Annotated in this window: 24 protein-coding genes; 19 read left to right on the top strand and 5 right to left on the bottom strand. The window is 27.6% G+C overall.

Annotated elements, in window-relative coordinates; translation table 11 throughout:
- Positions 1 to 91 precede the first annotated feature (91 nt).
- The 18 genes from AACT_RS07950 (at position 92) to AACT_RS07865 (ending at position 21,087) form a co-directional block, all read left to right on the top strand.
- Positions 92 to 1,483, top strand: coding sequence for a FlgK family flagellar hook-associated protein (locus tag AACT_RS07950; protein WP_172126291.1), 1,392 nt, complete (start codon positions 92 to 94; stop codon positions 1,481 to 1,483).
- A 10-nt stretch (positions 1,484 to 1,493) separates the two neighbouring features.
- Complete coding sequence (fliD, locus tag AACT_RS07945) at positions 1,494 to 2,843, top strand: flagellar filament capping protein FliD (protein ID WP_172126290.1); 1,350 nt, start codon at positions 1,494 to 1,496, stop codon at positions 2,841 to 2,843.
- Between the two features lie 118 nt (positions 2,844 to 2,961).
- Complete coding sequence (hpf, locus tag AACT_RS07940) at positions 2,962 to 3,504, top strand: ribosome hibernation-promoting factor, HPF/YfiA family (RefSeq protein ID WP_172126289.1); 543 nt, start codon at positions 2,962 to 2,964, stop codon at positions 3,502 to 3,504.
- 86 nt (positions 3,505 to 3,590) lie between these two features.
- A complete protein-coding gene (gene der / locus AACT_RS07935) occupies positions 3,591 to 5,066 on the top strand; it encodes a ribosome biogenesis GTPase Der (protein WP_172126288.1) in 1,476 nt (491 codons plus the stop codon).
- Positions 5,067 to 5,089: 23 nt separating this feature from the next.
- Positions 5,090 to 6,664 carry a SulP family inorganic anion transporter gene (locus tag AACT_RS07930; RefSeq protein ID WP_172126287.1) on the top strand — a complete coding sequence of 525 codons (1,575 nt, stop codon included), beginning with the start codon at positions 5,090 to 5,092 and terminating at the stop codon, positions 6,662 to 6,664.
- Positions 6,657 to 7,289, top strand: a complete 633-nt coding sequence (locus AACT_RS07925; RefSeq protein WP_172126286.1) for a uroporphyrinogen-III synthase — start codon at positions 6,657 to 6,659, stop codon at positions 7,287 to 7,289. Before AACT_RS07930 ends, AACT_RS07925 begins: the two co-directional genes overlap by 8 nt.
- A gap of 231 nt (positions 7,290 to 7,520) precedes the next feature.
- Complete coding sequence (gene purD, locus AACT_RS07920) at positions 7,521 to 8,786, top strand: phosphoribosylamine--glycine ligase (RefSeq protein WP_172126285.1); 1,266 nt, start codon at positions 7,521 to 7,523, stop codon at positions 8,784 to 8,786.
- 6 nt (positions 8,787 to 8,792) lie between these two features.
- Positions 8,793 to 9,233, top strand: a complete 441-nt coding sequence (locus AACT_RS07915; RefSeq protein WP_172126284.1) for an RDD family protein — start codon at positions 8,793 to 8,795, stop codon at positions 9,231 to 9,233.
- Positions 9,226 to 11,346: an LPS-assembly protein LptD gene (locus AACT_RS07910; protein ID WP_172126283.1), complete on the top strand. Its 2,121-nt coding sequence runs from the start codon at positions 9,226 to 9,228 to the stop codon at positions 11,344 to 11,346. The genes AACT_RS07915 and AACT_RS07910 overlap by 8 nt, the downstream gene beginning before the upstream one ends.
- Positions 11,346 to 11,996 (top strand): phosphoribosyltransferase, encoded by a 651-nt coding sequence (locus AACT_RS07905; protein WP_172126282.1) that lies wholly within the window; start codon positions 11,346 to 11,348, stop codon positions 11,994 to 11,996. The genes AACT_RS07910 and AACT_RS07905 overlap by 1 nt, the downstream gene beginning before the upstream one ends.
- 6 nt (positions 11,997 to 12,002) lie before the next feature.
- On the top strand, positions 12,003 to 14,177 hold the full coding sequence (locus AACT_RS07900; protein ID WP_172126281.1) for a polyribonucleotide nucleotidyltransferase: 2,175 nt from the start codon (positions 12,003 to 12,005) through the stop codon (positions 14,175 to 14,177).
- Between the two features lie 209 nt (positions 14,178 to 14,386).
- A complete protein-coding gene (locus AACT_RS07895; protein ID WP_172126280.1) occupies positions 14,387 to 14,755 on the top strand; it encodes a response regulator in 369 nt (122 codons plus the stop codon).
- A gap of 14 nt (positions 14,756 to 14,769) precedes the next feature.
- Complete coding sequence (locus tag AACT_RS07890) at positions 14,770 to 16,860, top strand: chemotaxis protein CheA (RefSeq protein WP_172126279.1); 2,091 nt, start codon at positions 14,770 to 14,772, stop codon at positions 16,858 to 16,860.
- Between the two features lie 5 nt (positions 16,861 to 16,865).
- Positions 16,866 to 17,711 carry a CheR family methyltransferase gene (locus tag AACT_RS07885; protein ID WP_172126278.1) on the top strand — a complete coding sequence of 282 codons (846 nt, stop codon included), beginning with the start codon at positions 16,866 to 16,868 and terminating at the stop codon, positions 17,709 to 17,711.
- Positions 17,708 to 18,385: a chemotaxis protein CheD gene (locus tag AACT_RS07880; RefSeq protein WP_172126277.1), complete on the top strand. Its 678-nt coding sequence runs from the start codon at positions 17,708 to 17,710 to the stop codon at positions 18,383 to 18,385. Before AACT_RS07885 ends, AACT_RS07880 begins: the two co-directional genes overlap by 4 nt.
- Before the next feature lie 30 nt (positions 18,386 to 18,415).
- Positions 18,416 to 19,489, top strand: a complete 1,074-nt coding sequence (locus tag AACT_RS07875) for a protein-glutamate methylesterase/protein-glutamine glutaminase (RefSeq protein WP_172126276.1) — start codon at positions 18,416 to 18,418, stop codon at positions 19,487 to 19,489.
- Positions 19,490 to 19,614: 125 nt separating this feature from the next.
- Positions 19,615 to 20,670, top strand: coding sequence for a tyrosine-type recombinase/integrase (locus tag AACT_RS07870; protein WP_172126275.1), 1,056 nt, complete (start codon positions 19,615 to 19,617; stop codon positions 20,668 to 20,670).
- Positions 20,671 to 20,730: 60 nt separating this feature from the next.
- Positions 20,731 to 21,087, top strand: a complete 357-nt coding sequence (locus AACT_RS07865) for a sirohydrochlorin chelatase (protein ID WP_172126274.1) — start codon at positions 20,731 to 20,733, stop codon at positions 21,085 to 21,087.
- Positions 21,088 to 21,103: 16 nt separating this feature from the next.
- Here AACT_RS07865 and AACT_RS07860 read toward each other — a convergent pair whose 3' ends face one another.
- The 5 genes from AACT_RS07860 to hemW are packed head-to-tail and all read right to left on the bottom strand — an operon-like array spanning position 21,104 to position 25,879.
- Positions 21,104 to 21,376 (bottom strand): hypothetical protein, encoded by a 273-nt coding sequence (locus AACT_RS07860; RefSeq protein ID WP_172126273.1) that lies wholly within the window; start codon positions 21,374 to 21,376, stop codon positions 21,104 to 21,106.
- A 15-nt stretch (positions 21,377 to 21,391) separates the two neighbouring features.
- On the bottom strand, positions 21,392 to 21,880 hold the full coding sequence (locus AACT_RS07855; RefSeq protein ID WP_172126272.1) for a hypothetical protein: 489 nt from the start codon (positions 21,878 to 21,880) through the stop codon (positions 21,392 to 21,394).
- Between the two features lie 51 nt (positions 21,881 to 21,931).
- Positions 21,932 to 23,899, bottom strand: coding sequence for a M3 family metallopeptidase (locus AACT_RS07850; protein WP_172126271.1), 1,968 nt, complete (start codon positions 23,897 to 23,899; stop codon positions 21,932 to 21,934).
- A 30-nt stretch (positions 23,900 to 23,929) separates the two neighbouring features.
- Positions 23,930 to 24,757 carry a peptide chain release factor N(5)-glutamine methyltransferase gene (prmC, locus tag AACT_RS07845; RefSeq protein WP_172126270.1) on the bottom strand — a complete coding sequence of 276 codons (828 nt, stop codon included), beginning with the start codon at positions 24,755 to 24,757 and terminating at the stop codon, positions 23,930 to 23,932.
- Positions 24,758 to 24,811: 54 nt separating this feature from the next.
- Positions 24,812 to 25,879, bottom strand: a complete 1,068-nt coding sequence (gene hemW / locus AACT_RS07840) for a radical SAM family heme chaperone HemW (protein WP_172126269.1) — start codon at positions 25,877 to 25,879, stop codon at positions 24,812 to 24,814.
- A gap of 55 nt (positions 25,880 to 25,934) precedes the next feature.
- On the opposite strand from hemW, the gene AACT_RS07835 reads away from it, so the two are divergent.
- Positions 25,935 to 26,432, top strand: a complete 498-nt coding sequence (locus tag AACT_RS07835) for an RNA pyrophosphohydrolase (protein WP_172126268.1) — start codon at positions 25,935 to 25,937, stop codon at positions 26,430 to 26,432.
- Positions 26,433 to 26,438 lie beyond the last annotated feature (6 nt).

Here is a 26,438-nt window from a genome sequence, read left to right as displayed (position 1 = left end):
TGTCGTTATGAAATTATACTAAAAAGTGCCTATTTATGGGCTTTATTATTCAACTCTGGTTCATTTATTTACTGGAATCTATGTGCGAAAGTTGAGTAAATTAGTTTCACAAGATAGTTTATCTTCATATTATGAATCAGAAGATTCAATTTTAAGTAATGTTGAGATGATGTTTAGTGAAACTGAAAATACAGGCTTTTCTTCAACTTTAAGCAATTATTTTGATTCTGTAGAAACTTTAAGAGGTGATCCTACAAATTTAATTTATAAAAATGATTTTTCTTCTCAATCAGAATTTGTAGTTGATGGAATAAAATCTTTAAATGAAGATTTAAATGAAACAATAACAAGTACAAGAGCTCAGTTAGAAGATGATGTAAAAACTGTAAATAATATTTTAGAACAAATAGTTTCTCTTAACGAACAAATTTTACAAAGCAATACAGAATCGATTGATTTATTAGATAAAAGAGATGCCCTTGAAAAGAAACTATCAAATTATGTTGATATTGAAATAAATAGAACAAGTAGCACTTATAATTTAAAAGTATCAGGTGTTAATGTGATTTTTAATAACACAAATCTTCATGAGATAAGTGTAAAAGAAGAAAATATTGCACAAAAAGATATTTATAATTCAAGTGCTTTTGATGCCACTAATTTTAGTAGTGGAGATAAAATTTCAATAGTATTAAATAATACTTCTGTAGAATTAACAATAGATAGTTCTACTGATACAGGTGAAACAGCAAAAAAACAAATTATGGATAAGATAAATGCTAGTTCAGAATTTACTAACTTCACAGCTTCTTTAGATACAAGTAATAATTTAATTATCACATCTAATATTGAAGGTGAAGAAGGTAAATTTAATATTTCAATCTCTTTAAATGAAAATGAAATATCAAAAAATGATGATTCAATAGAAGCTGAAAATAATGTTTCTCTTGCTGTATATAATAATGAATTAGCACTAAGTGGTGGATCATTAAAAGCTTTAACAGAAGAACTTACATCTTCAACTTCAAATATCTATGAATACAAAAATAGTTTAGATGATTTTGCTCAAGCATTTGTAGATACAGTTAATTCTAATAGTGCAACACCTTTATTTTACGGTTCAAGTGTTGATTCATTAAGTTTTATATCAGATAATGTAAATTCTTTAACTAATGATGACTTAGAAAATTTAGCACAAATACAATGGAATGATGATGTTACAATAGGAGATTCAGAAACTTCATTTGTAAAATTCTATCAAAGTTTACTAGTAACCATATCTTCAAATGTAGAAGATAATGGATTTAAATTAGAGTCTCAAGATGCAGTTGTAAATGCATTAGAAACAACATACAATAACCTTACGAAAGTTGACCCCGATACGGAAATGATAAATCTTCTTCAGTATCAAGCAGCATATGAAGCAAATGCAAAAGTTATTTCAACAGTTGATGAAATGTTGCAAACCTTATTGAATATGTAAAGGATAAAAAATGGCAGATGGAATATTAGGACTAGGAAGTTCGGGAAGTGTCGATTTAAGTTCAGAATTAATTACAAAATTAAAGACAGCAGAAAGTACAAGTGTACTTGATCCTATAACAACTGATAAAGAGGATACACAAGCTGAATTGGATGCATTAGCAGAAATCCAGACTATGGTTTCTGAATTATTAGATTTAGTTGATGATTTTGATTTATATACCAGTGGCACAAATATTTTTGATGAAATAACAGCTACTACATCAGGAAGCTCAGTAAGTTTTGATGCAGCTGATACATCTAAGTTAAATCCAGGAACAATAAGTGTAAACGTTAGTCAATTAGCTCAAAAAGATGTTTATCAATCAAATACCATTTCTGATATAACTTCAACGATTACTAATGGAGGAACTCTTTCTATTACAGTTGGAGGTACTGCTTATGATTTTGATACTACGGGTAAATCTTATGAAGATTTAGTTGAAGAAATGAGTTATTACTCTAAACTGGATGTAAATTTAGAAAAAATAAATGATACAAGTTATCGAATGATAGTTAAAGGCACAGAAAGTGGAACTGCAAATGCGGTAACTATTTCACAAAGTGGTACTACAAAATTAGGTTTTGAAGATGAAGATAATAACCATGTTTTAAAAGCACAGAATATGAAAGCAAAAATTGATGGTGTTGATTATGATGTATCTTCAAATAAACTTACAATGGAAAATGGTTTAATAATACAAGCTGTTTCAACAGGTGATTCATCAATTAATATGGAAAGAGATACTAGTACAATTGTTACAAGAATTTCAGATATTGCAACAAAATATAATGACTTAGTTGACTTGATTGATTCTTATACTTTAGGTGATGAAGATACTGCTGCAACTATCTCTGATTCAAGTACATTAAAAAGTATGATGTCAGGAATTAAAGAAATATTATTTGATTCATATGGATTAAATAATGAAGAAAGTATGTTTAAATATGGAATTTCTTTTGATAGTGATGGTTATATGAATGTTAATACTACAACATTAACAACAGCTGTTACTGATAATTATGATGATTTAAGAGAATTGTTTGTTGGGTATGCTGAAAAAGAAGGTTTAGGAACTAGATTAAAAACTTATTTGGATTCATTGGACTCATCAACTGGACTTTTGACAACATATGAAGATAGATTAAATACTTATATTGATACATTAAGTGATGATTATGATACTGCATCTGAAAAATTAGATGAAAAATATACAGCTATGGCTACTCAATTTGCTGCATATACTGTTTTAATCACACAAATGGAAAATGCTTTTGCATCTTTAAAGCTTCTAATTGATACTAGTACGAGCGATTCTTAAGCTAAATTATTTATTTTATAAATATATGCAAGTTTATACAAGGGTTATATTTTATAGACTTGCTACTATTTAATATTATTTATGTTAAAATATATAAAATATAATTAAGGAGTATGTTATGAATACAAGTATTGTAGGAAGACACATAGATTTAACAGATGCTATTAAAGAATATATTAATAGCTCAATTGAAGTATTTAAAAAATTTAATTTAGATATTATTTCTGTAAATTCAATTATTTCTCAAGAAGAGAAACATGGTAAAAAAGCTTTCTCGTTTGAATTCACTTTAAACATTGCACATTTAGATACTGTTGTAGTTAAACAAAAAGATAAAGATTTATACTCAGCTATTGATATAGCTGTTGATAGAGTATCTAAAGTTCTAAGAAGACATCATGATAAAATTGCAGCTCATAAAGCTACAAAATTAACTGAAGTTGTTGCAAATGAAATTCAAGATGGTATTGCATTAGAATTAGAAAAATTTGAAGAGGAAATTGCTCCTGTAAGATTAACATCTTATAAACCAGTAGATATTGAAGAAGCATTAGAAGATTTAAAAGCATCTGATGCACAATTTAAAGTATTTATTGATAAAGATGATAATATGAGAGTTCTTTACAAAAGTTCAGTTCAAGGTAAATTTGGACTATATTAATAGAAGCTTTTGTTATGAAAAAGGTATTAGCATTTTTGGCTAATACCTTTTTTAGTTTATGATAAAAAATAGGATTAAAAAAATTTATGGATAAAACATTAAAAAAAATTGCACTAATTGGTCAACCAAATGTAGGGAAGTCTTCATTATTCAATCGAATTGCAAATAAAAGAATTGCTATTGTTTCTGATTTAGCAGGTACAACTAGAGATATTAGAAAACATGAAATTGAAATATTAGATAGAAAAGCATTAATGCTAGATACAGGTGGTATTGATGAAACAAATGATGCTATATTTTCAAATGTAAAAAGAAAAGCTATTGAGACAGCAAAAGAGGCTGATATAATACTTTTTATGGTTGATGGTAAGAATATACCTGATGATAAGGATAAAGAATTATTTTATGAGCTTCAAAGATTAGGTAAAGAACTTGCCCTAATTGTAAATAAAATTGACAATGATAAAGAATTAGAAAGACTTTGGGAATTCTTTGAATTTGGAATAGGGGACGAAAATCTTTTTGGAATTTCAGTTTCTCATAATAGAGGAACTAAAAATCTATTCGATTGGATTTATAATCATCTTCCAGTTAATCTTGAAACAGTAGCAAATGAAGAAGCAGAAGCTTTAAAAAAAGCTAGAATGGAAGATCCTAATTATGATGATGAAGAAGACTATTCAAATGAAGATAATGGAAAATTTGATTCAGATGAAGTTGTTGAAGATGAGAAAGTTGATGACAATAAAATAAAAGTTGCTATTATTGGAAAAGTAAATGTAGGAAAATCTTCTATGCTAAATGCAATTTTAGGAGAAGAAAGATCTGTAGTTTCACCAATTGCTGGAACTACTATTGATCCAGTTGATGAGTCTTTTGAATACAAAGATAAAGAAATTACATTTGTTGATACAGCGGGACTAAGAAGAAGAGGAAGTATAGAAGGTATTGAAAAATATGCTTTAATGAGAACAAAAGAGATGTTAGAAAAAGCTAATATGGCTCTTGTTATTTTAGATGCTTCTGAACCACTTGCTGATTTAGATGAAAAAATTGCAGGTTTAGTTGATGAATATGGATTAGGTACTATTATTGTTCTAAATAAATGGGACGAAAATAAAGAAACATTTGAGAAAATGCAAGAAGAGATTAGAAGAAGATTTAGATTTTTATCTTATGCACCTATTATTGCAGTATCTGCAAAAACAGGAAGAAGTATTGAAAGATTAAAAGAAAAAATCATTGAAATTCATAATAATTATACTCAAAGAATTCCAACTTCACAACTTCATAGAGTTATTGAAGAAGCTGTAATGAGACATTCATTACCAAGCCCAAATGGAGCATATTTAAGAATTTATTATACAACACAATTTAGTACAAGACCTCCAAGAATTGCATTAGTAATGAATAAACCAAATCTTTTACACTTCTCGTATAAGAGATATTTAATTAATTACTTAAGAGATAACTTTAACTTTGAAGGTACTCCAATTCACGTAATAGCTCGTGGAAAACATGATAAAATGGGTGATGAAGAATATTTAGAAAGAGAAAATTAATATCTAACTTCTAGGAGTTTCCTTTGAACAGAGTAAAAAATGATATTTTTGCTGGTGTTACAGCTGCAGTTGTTGCTCTTCCTTTAGCTTTAGCTTTTGGAGTTGCAAGTGGAGCTGGTGCAATTGCTGGTTTATATGGTGCAATAATCTTAGGTTTTTTTGCAGCTGCCTTTGGAGGAACTCCCACTCAAATTTCAGGTCCAACTGGACCTATGACAGTTGTAGTTGCTGCTACAATTGCTACTTTCCCAAATGATTTCCCAGCCGTTATGACAGTTGTTTTTCTTGCAGGAATTATGCAAATTTCTTTTGGAATTGTAGGTATTGGAAAGTGGATAAAATATATTCCTTATCCCGTAATTTCAGGTTTTATGTGTGGAATTGGTGTTATTATCATTATTTTACAAATAAATCCTTTTTTAGGTGTTGATGGATTTTCTTCTATTATTTACACCTTAACTCACTTATTGGAAACTTTGCAAAAAGTAAATTATGAAGCGGTAATAATAGCTTCTATTACTCTTTCTATTATGTTTTTAACTCCAAGTAAAATTTCAAAAATTGTTCCATCTGCATTGATTGCTTTAGTTTTTGTTACATATTTTTCTATATTAATGGGTTTTAATGTAAAAACAATTGGTGAAATACCTATGGGTTTACCTGAATTTGTATTACCTCTTTCATTTGATATATTAAAATTAAGTACTATTTTAACCTTAGCTATTACTTTATCACTTTTAGGTTCAATTGATTCACTTTTAACTTCAATAGTTGCTGATTCTAAAACAAAAACAAAACACGATCCTAAAAAAGAGTTAATAGGGCAGGGAATTGGAAATATGGTATGTTCTTTCTTTGGTGCAATTCCAGGAGCGGGTGCAACTATGAGAACAGTTATAAATATAAATAGTGGTGCAACAACTAGAATATCTGGAATTGTTCATTCAATTACTTTATTATTAATAGTTTTGTTTTTAGCTCCGCTTGCATCTAAGATTCCCCTTTCTGTGTTAGCAGGAATTTTGATAAAAGTAGGATTTGATATCTTAGATTATAAATTTTTAAAAATACTAAATAAAATATCAAGACAAAACTTACTTATTATGATTACAGTATTTTTATTAACTATTTTTGTAGATTTAATAATGGCTGTTGGTGTTGGAATTACTATTTCTTCAATAATGGCTGTTTATCAAGTATCGCGAAATACTCGAATAAAAATAGCTCGTTCAAAAGTTTCATTTGATATTGATATTGAAAATACTGATATTCAAATAATAAAAGTAAATGGATCTTTATTTTTTGGAACAGCATCTTTTTTAGAAGATAAGTTAGAAAAACTAAAAGGTAGTAAAAAAATAATAATAGATTGTAAAAATGTTTCTTTTTTTGATATTTCTGCTATTTTTACCCTTGAAGAGATTATTGAGAAATTTAGAAATAAAGATTTTGAAATCATTTTGGTTTTAAGATATAGACATAAAAGAAAAATACTCTCAGTAGATTCAAATAATGTATTCAAAAAAATAAAAATATATTCTAGTTTAGATGATGCAATAAATTATACACAAAAATATGAGTTAAAAAACAATGGCTAAAATATATCTTTTAAGTAATCAAATTTATACTGAAGTTGAAAATTTAGAAGTTTTCAAAATAGAATATATAGAATCAAAAATAGATTTATTAAAATATGATGCTCTAATTTTCACATCAAAAAATGCAGTTTATTCTTTAGAATCTTTTAATAAAGATTGGAAAAAAATACCTTCCTTCGCCATTGCTCCTAAAACTGCTCAAGTTATTGAAAAGTTAGGTGGAAAAATTGCTTTTACTGGCATTACATCCCATGGAAATGATTTCGCTCAAGAATTAATAGCGCTATTAAAAAACAAAAAAGTTCTTTATATAAAAGCATTAAAAACTGTTTCAAATTTAGTTGATATACTAAAAAATAATGATGTTTTATTGGATGAATTAGTTGTATATAAAACTTCTTGTAAAAAGTCAAATGTTGCTTTAGAAAACAATTCTGTTTTTATTTTTACATCACCTTCAAGTGTAGAGTGTTTCTTCCAACAATATTCTTGGAATGATTCATATAAGGCCATAGTTATTGGAAAAACTACAGCTCTTTATCTACCAAAAAATGTTGATTATACTATTAGTTCTGAAACATCAATTGATGAGTGTATAAAACTAGCAAAGCAATTTTTAATTTAAACTCAATTTTAACCATCTTTGGATAAAATGAGATTATCTAAGTAGTTCGGGATTTCCATTGTTGTGGGTCCGATAATTTTGTATTGTACGTGATTGTAGATATACGGTGTGCAGCTTTTCATTACGTTTAAGCTCCTAAAATATATCTCTTATGTGCGCTTATTGGCTTTTAGGGCCATTTAAATGGTTAGCGGCTACTTGGGTACTAAAATTATTATTTAAGGAATTATCGTGAATATATTGATACTTGGTAATGGTGGTAGAGAGTACTCTATTGGATTAGCAATATTTAAAGAAAATGCTCATAATTTATTTTTTATGCCAGGAAATGGTGCTACTGATAAATTGGGAACAAATATAAATATAAAAGATTATAAACAATTAGCTCTTTGGGCAAAAGATAATTCTATTGATTTGACTATTGTTGGGCCTGAAGCTCCATTAGTAGATGGTGTTGTTGATATATTTAAAGAAAATGGTTTAACTATTTTTGGACCAAGTGCTGCTGCAGCTCAACTAGAAGGTTCAAAAGTTTATATGAAAAATATATTAAAAAAATATAACATACCAACAGCAGCGTTTATTGAGACTTCAAATGAAAAAGAAGCACATGATTTTATAGATACTATGAATTTACCAATTGTTGTAAAAGCAGATGGTTTATGTGGTGGTAAGGGTGTAATTATCGCTCAATCAAAACAAGAAGCTAAAGAAGCAGCATCTGATATGTTATCAGGTACTTCTTTTGGTGATGCTGGAACTTCTATTGTTGTTGAAGAGTATTTAGATGGTTATGAATTATCAGTTTTTGCTATTTGTGATGGTGAAAACTATAAAGTTTTACCAGCTGCTCAAGATCATAAAAGAATAGGGGATGGTGATACTGGACCAAATACAGGTGGTATGGGTGCATATGCTCCAACTCCTTTAGTAAATGATGACATTTATAAAAAAATTGAAGAAAGAGTAATTATTCCAACACTAGCTGGTATGAAACAAGAAGGTGCTCCTTTTGAAGGTGTTCTTTTTATTGGAGTTATGGTTGTTAAAGGTGAACCAATTATCTTAGAATATAATGTAAGATTTGGTGATCCAGAGTGTGAAATTTTAATGCCTTTATTAGAAACTACTGTTTCTGAACTTTTTTATAAAGGTGCTACAAAACAACTTGATAAATTAGATATTAAAATCAAAAATGAATTTAGTGTTGGTGTTGTAATGGCAAGTGGTAATTATCCATATGGTTCTAGTACACCTGCTGAAATTATAGTTGATGATATTGTTGATGAAGATTTATTAAATAATTCTCATATTTCATATGCTGGTGTTGAAAAAATTGATGATAAGTTAATGGCAACAGGTGGAAGAGTACTTGTTTGTGTAGGATTTGGAAAAAGTATAAAAGAAGCAAGAGATAGAGCTTATGCTTTATGTGGGCAGGTTCATTTTGCTGGGAAAAAATGTAGATCTGATATTGCATATCAAGCTTTAAAGTAAATATTAATGCAAGAAAATAGTAATAATAATCTACAATTAGCATCAATGAAATCAAGAGCATTTGCTTATGTTATTGATGATTTATTAATTACTGTAATTATTATGGTAATATTTTGGAATAGTATAATCTCACATAGTGATGATATGGAGGCAATGATGTTTTTAATGAAAACTGATTTAGTTATGCCATTAATAGCACTAAAAGTTGCATATCATACTTTCTTTATTTGGTATTTTGGTGCAACAGTAGGTAAAATTGTTGCAAAAATAAGAGTTATAGATGTTGATTCATGGGGAAAAGTTTCATTTTTTTCATCATTTTTAAGATCAGTTGGAAGAATATTCTCTGAGATGTTTTTTTATGTAGGTTTTTTAATTGGTTTTTTTAATGAAGGTAGAAGAACATTTCATGATATAACAGGAAAAACGTTGGTAGTTAATGTATAAAAAAATTATAGCTTCATTGATAATAACATCTTCATTACTTTGTGCAGAAGAAATAAAAAATGAGAAATTTCAGTTAATCTCAAAAAATATAGATACAAAAGATAATATTGTTGTTGCTACAGGAGATGTTGTTGTTTTTTCTCCAACTTATTATTTAAGTGCTGACAAAATAATATATAATAAAGACAATGAAACTTTTGAGTTATTTAATAATGTTTTAATTATAAAAGAAAATAATATTCAAACTCAAAGTGAATATGCTTTTGTTGACTTAAAAAAAGATGCTTTTACTCAAAACCCAATGTTTTTGTATGAATCAAAAGATAAAATTTGGATCAATTCAAATGCTTCTACAAAAGAAACTGAAATAGTAGAACTAGATAGTACTATTCTTTCATCTTGTGATTGTTTAGATCCTATATGGAGTATTAGAGCTTCTAGTGCTGATTATAATACAGAAGATAAATGGATCAATACATATAATCCAAGATTATATATAAAAAATGTACCTATTTTATATAGTCCCTACCTAGGTTTTTCAGCTGATAAAACTAGAAGAACAGGTTTATTAATACCAACATTAGGTTTTTCAAGTGGAGAAGGTTTATACTACTCTCAACCTATATTTTATGCTCCTGCTCTAAACTATGATTTTGAATTAGTACCTCAAATTAGAACTACTAGGGGATACGGTTCATATTTATATTATAGATATGCTGACTCACAAGATTCTATTTTACAGATGAAAACAGGGATATTTAAAGAGCAAGATGATTATGTAATAGATAATAGTTTAGATAGTGATTTACACTATGGTTTTGATTTAGATTACCAAAAAAGAAATATTTTTGCTAAAAGCAGTAAAGCTCAAGATGGTTTATATACATCTATTAATTACTTAAATGATGTTGAGTATATAACCTTAGAAAATGATGATACAACTACTTCAACAGATTCAGAAGTTGAGTCAAAAATCAATTATTTTTACAATACAAATGATTATTATACAGGGGTATATGGAAGATACTATATAGATACTTCTGCTGATAGTAATGCAGGAACTCTTCAAGAATTACCGCAAGTACAGTTTCACTCTTATAATAAAGAATCATTTATCGATAACTTAGTTTATTCATTAGATACAAAAGCTAGTAACTACACTAGAGATGAAGGTATAACTGCAAATGTTTATAAAATAAGCGCTCCTATTAGTTATAGTAAATATTTTCTAGATGATTTTATGTACCTTAATTTAGAAAATGAAATAGTTTTAATGAAATATGATTATGATAATTTTGGAAGTGATAATTATGAAGATGGTGATTTGATTCAAAATAGAGCTTCTATTTCAGTAGGTAGTGATTTAATTAAACCATATGATAAATATTTACATACAGTTAATTTAAATGCTAAATATTCAATTCCTACGAATCTAAAAGAAGATGGTGATTTATATCAAATAACAACAGAAGATGGTTCTGATAAAGAGACAGAGTTAGAAGCTTTTGATATAGTTGATGAAGAAAAAAATATTGAATTATCAGTAAATCAATCAATTTATGGAAAAAATAGTTTAAAGCAACTAGTAAATCACAAAGTTTCTCAATCTATTTTATATGATGACCTAGATAATCCAAAACTGCAAGATTTAGAGAACTATGTAAAAGTGAATCATGATTATGGTAGTGTTTCTGGTAAAACTGTATATAATGTTCAAGATGAAAAGTTTGTTGAAAACTCAGTTAGTAGTACATTTACATATCAAGACGCATCATTAACTTTAGGTTATTACCAATCAAAAGAAACTGACAATACAAGCAATGATAGAGAAGATTTAGAATCATATAGAATTAGTACATCATATAAATTATCAAAAGATTATAAAGTTTCTTATTATGAAAATTATAATTTACTTGAAAATAAAAGAAGTAAACAAGGTGTTTCTCTAGGAATAGATGATAGTTGTTGGAATCTAAATCTTAAATTCCAAAATGAGATTGTTGCATCATCTTCTGATTCAGATGGGGTTGATCAACAGGTATTTTATGTAACTTTAACATTAAAACCAATAGGTGGAATTAATCAAAAATATGAAATAGAAGATAATAATTGATGAATTCAGATAAAATATATTTTAAGAATAGAGAAGTAGCTGCTTATAGATTACTAGATATTTTACCAATAGATAGTATGAAATTAGAAGATTGGACTGTAATTTCTAGTTCTTATGGTGGTTTTGAAATAGCTAAAATAATTGCTAACGCTTTAAATGGTAAATATGATATTATGTTTTCGGAAAAAATATTTGCACCAAATAATGAATTTTGTGAAATTGCCGTAGTAACAGAACATGAGGAAGTTTTAATACATGAAGAGTTAGTTAAGGCTTTTGATATAAGTTTAGATTATGTATATGCAAGATCTAAACAAGTTTATGAAGAGTCTATTACTCAAAGAGTAAGTAGATTTAGACATGGTGAAAAAATTGAGAAATTAGAAAATAAAAATGTATTAATAGTTGATGAAGGTATTAATACAGGATTAACAATGATGGCATGTATAAAAACAGCTATCAATTTAAAAGCAAAATCTATTTCAGTAGCAACTCCAATTTTACCAACAGCTAGTATTCCCACAATAGAATCAATTGCAGACGATTTATATTTTGTAAAAAAATTAGATCATTTTGTCTCAATTAATTTTTATTATGATAGTTTAGATGATGTTAGCTTCGAAGATATAGAGAAAATAAATAAAGGATAAAAAATAATGTCAACAGTTTGTGAATTTGAATTAAGTGGAAAAAGAGAGATTTTTGAGTTTGATAAAGTAGCTAAACAAGCTAATGGATCAGTTTTAGCAAAATTAGGAAATGCAGTTGTATTAGCAAGCGTTGTTAGTGAATTTGACAATCCAGTAAGTGAAGACTTTACTCCATTAACTGTTCAATATATTGAAAAAACATATGCAGCAGCAAAATTACCAGGTGGTTTTATTAAAAGAGAAGGAAAACCAAGTGATTTTGAAACTTTAACTTCAAGGGTTATTGATAGAAGTTTAAGACCATTATTCCCTAAAGGTTATGTTTATCCTACAACAATTACTGTTATGGTATTAAGTGCTGATAAAAATGTAGATTTACAAACTTTAGCATTAAATGCTGCAAATGCTGCATTATATACTTCAAACTTACCAATTAGAAAATCTGTTTGTGGTGTAAGAGTTGCAAAAATTGAAAATGAATATGTAATTAATCCAACTTCTGAACAAATTGAAAACTCTGTTTTAGATTTATATGTTGCTGGATCTAAAGATGAATTATTAATGATTGAAATGAAAACTATTTCTTCTGCTGAATTAATTGAAGTTGATATTGAAGCTTTCACAAAAATTCATAATGCAAATGAAATGGATGAAGATATGTTAGTTGAAGCAATTGGATTTGCTCAAAATGCACTTAATGAAGCTAACTTAACATATGAGAAAGGTTTTGAAGCAGTTTGTAAAGAACAAGTTGAAGTTGAATTAGTTCAATTTACAATAGAAGAATCTGTAATTAATTATGTAAGAGATAATTTCTCTACTGAAATTAGAGAAGCTATTAAAAAACTGGCAAAAAGTGAAAGAGCAACTCAATTAAAAGATGTTGCTAAAGTGATCTCTAAAAATGAATATTGCACTACAAATGAATTAGATTATTCAACTATTTATGAAGCAGTTTCAATTGTAAAAAGAGAAATAGTTAGACATATGATAGTTACAGATAAAGTAAGAGCAGATGGAAGAGGGCTTAAAGATGTAAGACCAATTTCAATTGAAACTAATATTTTACCATCAGCTCACTCTTCTTGTTTATTCACAAGAGGTGAGACACAAGCTTTAGTAATAGCAACAGTTGCAGGTGCAAAAGATGGACAAATGTATGAAATATTAACTGAAAAATCAACTTCAGTAGATAGATTTATGGTTCATTATAACTTTCCAGGTTTCTCAGTTGGTGAAGCTAAACCTATGTTTGGAGTAGGAAGACGTGAACTAGGACATGGAAATTTAGGTAAAAAAGCACTTGAATCTACAATTGATGATGATTACAATGAAACAGTAAGATTAGTTTCTGAAATTCTTGAATCAAATGGTTCTTCTTCAATGGCAACTGTTTGTGGTGGTTCATTAGCTTTAAAAGCAGCAGGAGTTCCTATTTCTGGATTAGTTGCTGGAGTTGCTATGGGTATGGTTGTAGAAGGTGATAGTTATTCTGTTCTTACAGATATCATGGGATTAGAAGATCATGATGGAGATATGGACTTTAAAGTTGCAGGAACTTCAAAAGGAATTACAGCTTTACAAATGGATATAAAACTTGGTGGTATTGAATTATCAGTTTTAAAAGAGGCTTTATTGCAAGCTAAAGAAGGAAGAGATCATATTTTAGTATTAATGGAAGAAGCAGCTCTTGACATAATTCCAAGTGGTGCACTACCATTAGTTGAACAATTTGCAATTGATCCTAGTAAAATAATGGTTATTATTGGAAAAGCAGGGGCAACTATTAAAGAAATTATTGAGAAATTCACAGTATCGATTGATTTAGATAGAGATAATGGAATGGTAAAAGTAAGCGGTGGAAGTAAACAAAATGTTTTAGATGCTTGTGAGCATATTAAAACTATTTCAAATAATGCGCCTGCTAGAAAAGATAGTCCAAAAAATATTGATTTTGAAAAACTATATGCTACTGATGAAGTTGTTCTTGGAAAAGTTGAAAGAGTTGTAGATTTTGGTGCATTTATTCTTCTTGCAAAAGGTGGAGAAGGTCTTTTACATATTTCAAAAATTTCGAAAGAAAGAGTTACTAATGTATCAGATGTTTTATCTGTTGGACAAGAAATTGAAGTAAAAGTTTTAAAAGTTAAAAAAGATAGAATTGAATTATCAATGAATTAAATAATAAATTAAGAATTAAGGATTTTTTAATCCTTACTCTTGTTTAAACTCTTAAAATACTTCAAATAACTTTTTAAAGCACCATTTTATCAATATTCCTCTAATTTAATTATCAAAACACAAAAAATAATCTTTATTCTAACCCTAAATTAATATTTCTTACGTTAGTATAATATAAATAAATTTTTAAAAACTTAAGGGGTTTTAATATGGCTAAGCTTTTAATCGTAGATGATTCTACAATGCTAAGAGATATGCTTAACTACGCATTAAATGAAGGTGGTTACACAGATGTAACGGAAGCTGTTGATGGTGTTGATGGTTTAGCAAAAGCTAAAGCTGCTAATTTTGATTTAATTATCACAGATGTAAATATGCCAAATATGGATGGACTAACACTTATTAGTGAATTAAGAAAGGTGCCACTGTATTCAAAAAAACCGATTTTAGTACTTACAACTGAAAGAAGCGATGAAATGAAAGCTAAAGGTAAAGCCGCAGGTGCAACAGGATGGATTGTAAAACCATTTGTACCGGATCAACTTTTAAAAGCAGTAAATATAGTTTTAAGTAGATAAATAAAGGAGCTCTTATGTCGTTTGATATATCAAAATATAGAGAAATGTTTCTTGAAGAAGCCGCAGAATTATTCGAATCAGCAGATAATGTACTTTTGGAAGCTGAAAATAATGGTTCTTTAACAGATGAAGAAATGGGACAACTTTTTAGAGATGTTCATACTTTAAAAGGTAGCGGAGCATCTGTTGAATTAGCATTATTCGCTGAATTTACTCATGATGTTGAAAACTTAATGGATAAATTAAGAAATCACAAAATTGAGTTTATTCCTGAGATGGCTGAAACGTTAATTGATGGTCTAGATGTAATGAAAGAAATTTTAGATCTTGAAGTTTCAGAGACATTAACTAGAGAAACATTTACTAGCATGACTACTGATTTATTACAAGAACTTAGAGCTTACTCAAGTGGTAATGTTGCAAAAAAAGAACAAGAACCTGTTGTTAAGAAAGAAGAAGTAAAAAAAGTTATTGAAGTAAAAAAAGAAGAAAATTCTACATCATTAGATAGTGACAACTTTGGTTTTTTTGATGATGAATTAAATGAACAAAGAGATAATAAAGTAAAAGCTTATGGTATTTTTGCAGATGATGATTTAGATGAAGATCAAAGAAATTATGGTTTTTATGATGAAGATTTGGAAGAAATATCAAGAAATGCTTTAGATAGTGATTTTAAATTAACTAATGAAGATCAAGAACATTTTGGATTTTTTGATGATGTACCAGAAATCACACCTAATTCACAAATGATAATTAATGATATAGAGGAAAAAACTCCTACTTTAGAAACTCCTGCTCCTGTGCAAAATATAGCTGTAAGAAAACAAAGAGTTGTATCAAATGATGAAAATGATGAACAATCTGCTTCTAAAAAGCCAGTTTCAAACAATAATAATAGTATTAGAGTAAATCTAGATAAAATTGATTTATTGATGAATAATGTTGGTGATTTAGTTATTACAAATGCTATGTTAACTCAATTTTCTTCTACAATTGAAGAATCGAAAACAAGAAACTCAGTACTAGAAAGACTTGAATTACTAGAACGACATATTAGAGATATGCAAGATTCTATTATGAGTATTAGAATGGTTCCTATGGATTCAATTTATTCAAAATTTCCAAAAGTTGTTAGGGATATTTCTAAAAAACTTGGTAAAAAAGTTGAATTTAAACATTATGGAGATAATGTTGAAATTGATAAAGCAATGATTGAAGGTCTAACAGATCCTTTAATGCATATTATTAGAAATTCATTAGATCATGGAATTGAAACACCAAGTGAACGTGAATTAACTGGAAAACCCGATATTGGTTCGATTAGTATTTCAGCTGAACAAGCAAATGGTCAAATGATAATTACAATCCAAGATGATGGAAAAGGTATTAACTCTGATAAAGTTGCATTAAAAGCATTGGAACAAGGTCAAATTGATGAAAATCAATATAGCACAATGAGTGAAAATGAAAAAGCAATGCTAATTTTTGGAGCAGGTGTTTCAACAGCGGATGAAATTACAGATATTTCAGGACGTGGTGTTGGAATGGATGTTGTAAAAACTAATATTCATAAACTTGGTGGTGCTATTAAACTAGATACTCATATAGGAAAAGGTACAACTATTACAATAATGTTACCATTAACTCTTGCAATATTAGATGGATTAGATATAAAAGTAGGAAGTCAAAAATATATTCTACCATTAAGTTCAATTGTTGAATCTTTACAACCAACTTCAGAAATGATTAAAAAGATTGGAGATGGGACTCAAGATTTATTAATGTTAAGAGAAGAGTTTATTCCTGTTGTTAAATTACATCAATTATTTGGTTTAGAAAGAAGTTTTAATAAACTTGAAGAAGGAATGTTAATAGTTGTAAAATCTGGAAATACAAAAGTTGCATTATCAATTGATGAGTTTTTAAATCAACATCAAGTTGTCGTAAAACCTTTAGATAAAAACTTTAGAAGTGTACAAGGTATTGGTGCAGCAACAGTAAGAGGAGATGGAAGTATCGGATTAATTTTGGATGTTATTGGTATCATTAACGCTCAAATAAAAGTTGAAAAAGATATGAATTCTGTAAAAAGGGCTTCATAATTTAAATGAGTAATTCGACACAAGAAATTCATGAAAAAGTAAAAAAACTTCTTTATTCTTTAACTGGCATTACTCTAGCTGATAATAAAGATATTATGATTTCAAATAGAATTGATAAATTAAAAAGAAATTGTAATTATAATGGTGATGTTGTTGATTTATTAAAATCTATTGAACAAGGTAATCATTTAACAGAGTTTATAAACTCTTTTACTACTAATAAAACCCATTTTTTTAGGGAAGATTTTCATTTTTTAGATTTAAAAGATAGAGTTCTTCCTATGTTTGCAAATAATGGAAATAAAATACAGATGTATTGTTCTGCATCATCAACGGGAGAAGAGCCTTACTCTATGGCAATGAGTGTTTTTGAAGCAAAAGATCAATTGAATAAAAATATATTAGCTTCAATTATTGCTACTGATATTGATACAAGCGTACTTGAATATGCTGCAAATGGAATTTATAGATATTCAAAATCATCAAAGGAATTTCCATCATGGATAAAACCTCAAAAATATTTCAAAAGAAGAGTTCAAAAAAATCTTGCGGGGGAAGAAGTTTTAATTAAAGTAAATGATGAACTAAAAAGAATGATTACTTTTCAAGTTATGAATTTAAATGATAATACATATCCTTTTTCCTCTCATCAATTTGATGTTATTTTTTGTAGAAATGTTTTGATATATTTTTCATCAGAAGATCAGAATAAAATTCTAAAAAAACTATTTAAACACTTAAAGATTGGTGGTACTTTATACTTAGGACATTCTGAAAATCCTCAAGATTTAGTTCACTATGTAAAAAGAGTAGGGCAAAATATCTTTGTTAAAGAAAAGGATATCATATGATTATTATTGGTCATAAAGATGGAAGTATCGAAAAAGCCTCAGCTATTAGATTTACTCAAAAAACAAAAGGTTATTCAACTCACACAATAATTGGTGGAGAATTTGCAGTTGGAAATGATATAGAAGAAATTGCATTTAAAACCTTATTAGGTTCTTGTGTTGCTATTATGTTCTATGATAAAGTAGCCAAAATAAAAGGTATGAATCACTTTTTATTACCAAAGACAAATAATACAAATGATGATATGAAATATGGTCTTTATTCTGTTGAAGCTATGTTAAATGAAATGTATAAATTAGGTTGTAAAAAAACTAATATGGTTGCTAAAATATCAGGTGGTGCTGATATTATGCAAATAAATTTATCTTCTCAATCTATTGGATTTAGAAATGTTGAATTTGCAAAGGATTTTTGTAAATCAGAAGGATTTAAACTTCTAAGTGAACACACACGTGGAGAGCATGGTCGTCTTATTCTTTTAGCAAATGATTTTGATACTTTTATAAAAGTTACTCAAAAATCAGAAACTGATAGTAAAATTTACTCAGAGGAAAAATCATTACAACAAGAGATTACAAAAGCACCTGTTCTTAAAGAATATGTTGGAGGAGTTGAATTATTTGGTTTTGATAAAAAAGAAGCAGAACCTCAAATGGAAATAGAACTTTTCTAATAAAATTAAAAAAGAAGTTGGTAAATAGTGATGTATACAGTCTTAGTTATTGATGATTCAGCTTCTATGAGAAGAATTATTAAAGATATGATTAATTCTATTGATGAGTTTGAAGTTGTTTGTGTTGCTACAGATGCTTTTGATGCTAGAGAAAAAATTAAAGAATATGAACCAGATTTAGTTACTATTGATATAAATATGCCAAAAATGGATGGAGTTGTTTTTTTAAGAAACTTAATGAGACTTCACCCTATGCCTGCAGTTATTATTTCAGGAGAAAGTGTTAGAGGTAATGATATTTTTGATGATGGTGCTGTAGGATTTATCCCAAAACCATCTAATGGTGAATCTATGCAGTCTTTTCAAGATAGAGTTAAAGATACACTATTAAACTTAACATTCTTATTAAAAAGATATACTTTAAAAAAACCAAAAGGAACTAAAAAAGTTCCTACAAATACTTTAAATATTGAATATAAAATTCATCCCGATGAAGTAATACCTTCAAACCCTTCAAAATTACCCGGAATGAAACTTATTGCAATTGGTTCATCAACAGGTGGAGTTGAATCTTTACTTAGGGTTTTTAAAAAATTACCATCTGATTTACCTCCTATTTTAATAACACAACATATTCCTTATGGATTTTCAAACTCTTTTGCTCATAGATTAAATGATTATTCACAAGTTACTGTTTGTGAAGCAACAGATGGAATGATTTTGGAAAGAGGGCATGGATATCTAGCCCCTGGGAATATGCATCTTACTATTGAAAAAATCGGAAATGAATATAGAACAAAACTTTTAGATACAAAAAAAGTAAGTCAGCATAAACCAAGTGTTGATGTTTTATTTAGATCTGTTAATAATAACATTGGTTCTGCAGCAATGGCAATTATGATGACAGGTATGGGAGATGATGGAACAATTGCTATGAAAGAACTTTTTGACAATGGTGCATATACAATTGCTCAAAATGAAGAAAGTTGTGTTGTTTTTGGAATGCCTATGAAAGCTATTCAAGCAGGTGCAGTGAAAGATATAATTCATTTAGATCAAATAGCTGATTATATTATAGATTTTGCAAAAGGAAAAAGAAAATAGTAGTACTTTCTCTTTTATATAAATTAGTTTGAAAATTATAGTTTTCAATACTAATTAAATATACTTATGATAGAATCACTTATAATAACACTTTATACAACAATACTTAACAAATGGATACATGCATGAGATATGACTTAGATTTTACAAATAGTTTTGATAGAACTCTTTTATTTTGGATTGAAAGATTTATAAGGTACAAATTAACAACCTTATCAAATAGACAAGTAACTGACAAAGAACGTTTAGCTTTTATTATTCAATCATTAGTAAAAGGTACAAAAAGTATAGATGAATTGTCTATTATTGTAAAAGATGCTAGAAATATAGGTTTAAGTGGAATAAATACATATTTTAACCCTCTTTTAAAGCTATACAATTTCATAGCTAATCTAGGACTTGCTTCAATGAAAGAAATTGATGAAGAATTACTAAGTGATTTTTTAGCATCAGAAACTAGTTCATTATCAGATGCTTCAAAAAAAAATCATAGAATTGCCCTACTTGCTTTGTTCTCATATATAGATAAACAAAACCAAAATGAAGATGGTAGTTCATATTTATATAAAATAGAGTTAAAAAACTGGGGTGGATTAAGCGGAAAAAGTGGTACTAAACTACCCTCTTACATGAATAAAAGTGAAATAGATAGATTTTTAAGTGAGATTGATGATTTTGAGTTTACTGAAAATATAGCTTATCGAAATAGGCTTATTTTAAAAATCATTATTTATACAGGTATTAGGGTTAGTGAAATTCTTAATTTAAAACTAAAAGACATGTTTAAAGAAGATAATGTCTATGTTTTACAAATAAAAGGAAAAGGAAATAAACCAAGAATTGTAATGATTAAATCTTCAATAATAGAAGATGAATTAAAAAATTGGCTTAATATTAGAGTTTGTAACAGTGATTTATTAGTTTGTAACAAATCAGGAAATAGATTAACACAGGCATATGTTAGTAGAATTGTTGAAAATATACTAATAAGTGCAGGAATAAGGAAAGAAAAAAATGGTGCTCATATGTTAAGACATAGTTTTGCAACCCTACTTTACCAAAAACATCATGATTTGATATTAGTTCAAGAAGCTTTAGGTCATGCTGATATTAATACTTCAAGAATTTATACACACTTTGACAAGGAAAGATTAAAAGCAACAATTGATTTGATGAGTTGACATTTATCGAATACTAAATTATAATTAAACTACTAAAATAAGAAATAAAAAGGAAGAAAAATGGAAGCTTTAATTGTTGTGGCTCATGGAAGTAAAGTAGAAAGTTCTAATAATGAAATTAAAAGAATTGTTGACAAAATAAAAGAAAATTTAAAAGATGAACAATTAGATGTTTTTTATGCATTTTTAGAACTAGCAGAACCATCAATTTTTGTTTCTATAAATAAAGCTATTACACATGGATGTAAGGTTATAAAAGTATTTCCATATTTTCTAGCAGCAGGAAAACATGTAAAAGAAGATATTCCAGCAGAAATAAAAAAATTTAAAAAAAGATATCCTGAAATAGAATTTATATTATTACCACATATTGGTGAGTGTAAAGGTATAGAAAATTTAATATTATCTAATATTTAATCTCTATAAATTATACCTACCAAAGAGTTTGAGTACTATCATCATTCATTAGAAGTACTTCTAAATAGATATTTTTACTATAGTCAATGTATAAGTTATAATCCCCTATTGAAATTGATTCTTCCACATCTCTTTTGTTAAAATACATTTCATCAGAACTATCACAAAAGCTCGATAAATAGTATTCTACAAGGGAAGGTGCCATATTATCTATAGCCCCTTCTAACAAATCAAAATCTTGAACTCCAAATATATTATACAAGGAATCTTTATTTACTAAAGTAATCATTTTTTACTTAGCTTTTTAGTGATTAAATCCATTTAACAATGATGCCATTCTATTTAAATCAATCTTATTACTACTACTTACATCTTCCTCTTCTTTTTTCAAAACATTTTGAGGAGCAACAGGTGTTGAAGAACTTGAATTATTTAAAGGAGTACTTTCTAAAACTAGCACGTCATCTTTCTTATCTTCATTCTTTTCTTTTTCAGAAGCTGTTGGAGTAGAATTACTTGAAGAATTACTATTATCTGAAGCTTTTCTATTTAATATACTTTCAATTTTACCTAACATAGTACTAATGTTTGATCTATCTTCTTGCGTATGATTTTTAAATTCATCAACATTTTTCTCTAAATCTTCTTTAGCACCTTCTAGTTCTAATACTTCATCTTCTAACTCATTAATTCTAAGTTTTAAATTACTATTATCTTCTTGAAGCTCTTCGTATGCCTTAATTAAAGTACTTAAAGCGTTATTTAATTTCGTAATTGTTTCTGCATTTGTCATGATTATCAAATCCTTGTTGGTATTGTTATTATTATCGTATTATTGCAAAATTTAGCTAATAATTCCATCAATTTTTAATAAAGAATCAACACTTGGCTCTCTTTGTGCAAAATCGAAAAATAATTTGTCCATATCATATGAACCACCTTGGCTTAAAATAGTATCTCTATATTTTATTCCTAGTTCTTTATTGAAGATATTTCCTGAATCAATAAACATATAAAAAGCATCTGCACTTAGTACTTCAGCCCATTTATACGAGTAATATCCAGCTGCATATCCACCTGAGAAGATATGAGAGAATCCATTTTGAAACTTATTATATGAAGGTGGAATCATAGCTGAGAACTCTTCTCTAATTCCATCAAGTAAATTTTGTACTTCATCTTCTGTTTTGTATAACTTTTGATATAGCTTAAAATCAAACAATGCAAATTCTACTTGTCTAACTGTAAATAATGAAGATTGGAAATTTTTTGCTTTTATAATTTTTTCTATTGCAACATCATCTAGAACTTCTTTTGTTTTATAATGTTTTGCAAATAATTTTAAAACATCTTTATCATAAGAGAAGTATTCTAAAAATTGTGATGGAAACTCAACTGTATCCCAAGCAACTCCAGAAATTCCACTTACAAATGGTTCTTCTACCTTACTTAATAAATGATGTAATGCATGTCCCATTTCATGAAATAGTGTAACAACATCAGAATGTCTTAATAATGAAGCAGTATCTTTTGTAGATTGAGGAAAATTTCCTACTATATATGCTGTTGGAAGTTTTATTTCTCCATCAGAAGTTTTATAGTGAGAATGCCAGTTATTCATCCAAGCACCACCACGTTTATCTTTTCTAGCCTCTAAATCAATATAAATTCTAGCCATTGTTTTATCATTTTCACTTAAATCATAAACTCTAACTTTTTCATCCCAAGAAGGAACATCTACTTTTGTAAATTTAATATTAAACATTTGATGCAAGAAATCAAAGAATCCATTAAGAACTGATTCTTGTTCAAAATAAGGTCTATAATACTCTTCATCTAAATCATATTGAGCTTTTTTTAATTTTTCAGAATAATAAGACATATCACTTGATCTAAAATCAATTATTCCATCTTTTATAGCTAATTCTTTTATTTCATTTAATTCTTCTTTTGCTCTAACTTTTGCTTTTTCACCTAGTTCTTCTAAAAATGTAATAACATCTTCTTCTTTAGAAGCCATTTTTGTAGCAAGTGAATATTGTGCATAAGAATTAAAACCTAAGATTTTAGATTTTTCATTTTTTAAAGCTAAAAGCTCTTCTATTATTTTTCCATTTTGAGGAGCTCTTGTGCAATATCCCTTATAAAGCTCTTCTCTTTTTTCTCTTGAAGTTCCATACGTTATATATGCAGAATAAGAGGGCGCTTGAAGTGTAAATTTATATTTAGTAATTCCATCTTCTTCAAATTTTGCTAATTCTAAATCAGAAGCAGGAATTTCTTTTACATCTTCAAAGTTATCAATTATCATTTCAAATTCATTTGTTGCATTTAAAAGATTTAGAGAAAACTTATGAGATAGTTCACTAAGTCTTAAACTTATCTCTTCTAATCTTTTCTTTTTGTTATTATCTAGGTGGCAACCTGATAATTTAAAGTCTCTTATTTCATTTTCTAATACTTTATTTTGTATATCAGTTAAACTACTTTTTTCTTTAGACTGTATATCTTTTAAAGCTAGATAAATATTCTCATTTTGAGAAATATCTGTATCGTATTTTGATACAACGGGCATACACTCTTCATATACTTTTGTTGTTATTTCTGAATTCTTTACAGAGTCAATATGGAAGATTGGAGTTAAAAATTCACTAGTTTTCTCCCCTATTTCTTGAAATGGTAAAACAAAATTTTTATAAGTTTTATTTTCTATTTTTAATAATTCATTAATTTCTTCTCTATTTTCATTTAATAAATTTTCAACTAATTCCTTTGAATTTTCTAAATTTTCTAAATTAAATTCTTTAAACATTTTTATTCCTTTTTTTAATTTCTTTATTTTTTAAACTTTAAACTTTAGAGTAAAGCCCCTATCAAATTTTTCATAATCTTTGTAAAAATTATATGTGTCAATATTAAATTCTTTAAAATAGTTTTCTAAAGGTGCTTTTTGATCATAACCCATTTCACAAAGTAAATAAGGGATTTTTTTACTATTTGTATCTTTTATAATATCTTTTAATAACTCATCTCCAATATTTCCACCAAATAAAGCATTTGAGGGTTCGTATTTTACATTTGTTGGAAGTTTATAATCATTTGCAATATATGGAGGATTTGAGATAGTCATAAAAATATCATCTTCATTTACATTTTCATATAAATTACTTAATCTAAACTCTATTTTATTTTCAACACCATGTTTTATGGCATTTTCTTTTGCTAGTTCTATTGCTTTTTCATTAATATCTACTGCAATGATTTTTATATTTTCAATTAACATTGCAAGCATTACAGATATTATTCCACTTCCTGTCCCTATTTCTAACATTTTTATAGTTTCTTTTTTATCTTTTAGAATTTCAAGGGCATTTTCTACTAATATTTCAGTTTCTGGTCTTGGTATTAAAACCCCTGGTTTTACTATAAACATCTCTCCATAAAATGAAGCCTTATTTATAATGTATTCTATTGGATAATTTGTAGCTCTTTTTTTAACTAATACTTCTAGCTCTTTTTCTTTTGTAAACTCTTCGTTATAGTTTAAATGAAGCCATATTGTATTTTTTCCTAAAAGGTGTAACATCAATATTTCAACCTCTTTTGCTGGAATATGAGTTACTTGTTTTAGTTCATTTGTATATTTTCTTATAGTGTCTTTTATAGTCATTATTTTATTTACCTTTTAAAAGTGTTGATTATATTATAAAGTTTATTAAGATGATTAATCTAAAATATATAATGCAATTTCATCTGATAATAGAAAATTTTTATTGAAAATTCTTTCATTTTCCATGTAAAGTTTATCACCTTCTATTAAATCATCTACTTTTTTCATCTCTTTTTCATCAAAAAGTGATTTTTCTACACCATTTAAAGACCTAAAACCAAGTAGTATTTTTTCTGTTTTAATATCATCTAAACTTATATCTTCTCTCTCATTTATTAAAGGATTTTTTATATATTCTTCAATACCTTTAGATGGGTAATATCTTTGATTTTTAACATATCCAACAGCACCTGCGCCTACTCCTAAATACTCTTTATGTTGCCAATATCCATAGTTATGTTTTGACTCAGAAACTTTGTTTTTTGCAAAATTTGAAATCTCATATTGATGAAAACCTTTGTTATTTATATAGTCAAATATTTCATATGATAACTCTTCATCATCAATTTTCACGCTAGATCTATCAAAGAATTTTGTACCTTCTTCTATAGTTAAAGAGTAAGCACTAAGATGAGTAATAGGAAGAGAAAAAGCCATGTCAAAATCTTTTTTCATACTCTCTAAAGTATCATTTTGTACTCCATATATAATATCGCAATTAATCCCTTTAAATCCTATTTCATTAGCATTTTGTATAGCAGTAATAGCACTATTACTACTATGCGCTCGACCTAGGAATTTAAGCTTTGCTGTATCAAAACTTTGCACACCAAAACTAACACGATTAACTCCTAATTTATTCATACTTTCAAGCCATTCATATGAGGCTGAATTAGGATTTGCTTCGGTTGTTATTTCTGCATCTTTTTCTAAATGCGGTTTTATTATTTCAAAAATTTCTTCATATTCAAAAGCCTTAATAGTTGAAGGAGTTCCCCCACCTATAAAAACAGTTTCAATCTTTTTATTATCTTTAATAATATAATTTTCTATGTCATTTCTTAGTTGTATTTTTAATGCATTCATATATTCATGTTTTAAGTGAAATCTATCTGTATATGAATTAAATGCGCAGTAAAAACATTTACTGTCACAAAAGGGAATATGTATATATAAAAGCAATTTTTAATCCTAGTTTTTGTAAAATATCTGGCTAATTATAAGGGAAAATATATTTATGACTGATAAAACTAAAATAACAATTAATAACGAGACGAAAAAATTTAGACCTAATGTAGCAGCAATTGTATTATCAGCAAAATATCCTCATACATGTGAAATATTTATTGCATCAAGAACTGATGTAGAAAATGCTTGGCAATTTCCACAAGGTGGAATTGACGAGGGTGAAACTGCGAAGGAAGCACTTTTTAGAGAACTAGAAGAAGAAATCGGTACAAAGGAAATAGAAATTATTGCTGAATACCCAAGATGGGTTTCATATGAATTTCCTCCTGCCATTGCAAAAAGGATGTATCCTTACGATGGTCAAAGACAAAAATACTATTTAGTAAAATTGAAAAAAGGCGCTAGAGTGAATATAAACACAGAGCTTCCTGAATTTAGCGAATATAAGTTTGTGCCTACTAAAAATATTTATGATTATATAACTTTCTTCAAAAGAACTGTTTACAAACAAGTTTTACAATATTTTAAAACTGAAGGTTATATTTAAAAAGGA

Origin of the sequence: Arcobacter acticola, assembly GCF_013177675.1 — a bacterium.
GTDB classification, from domain to species: Bacteria; Campylobacterota; Campylobacteria; order Campylobacterales; family Arcobacteraceae; genus Aliarcobacter; species Aliarcobacter acticola.
Note: the sequence above shows the minus strand (reverse complement) of the source record. Positions and strands in the feature narration are given on the sequence as shown.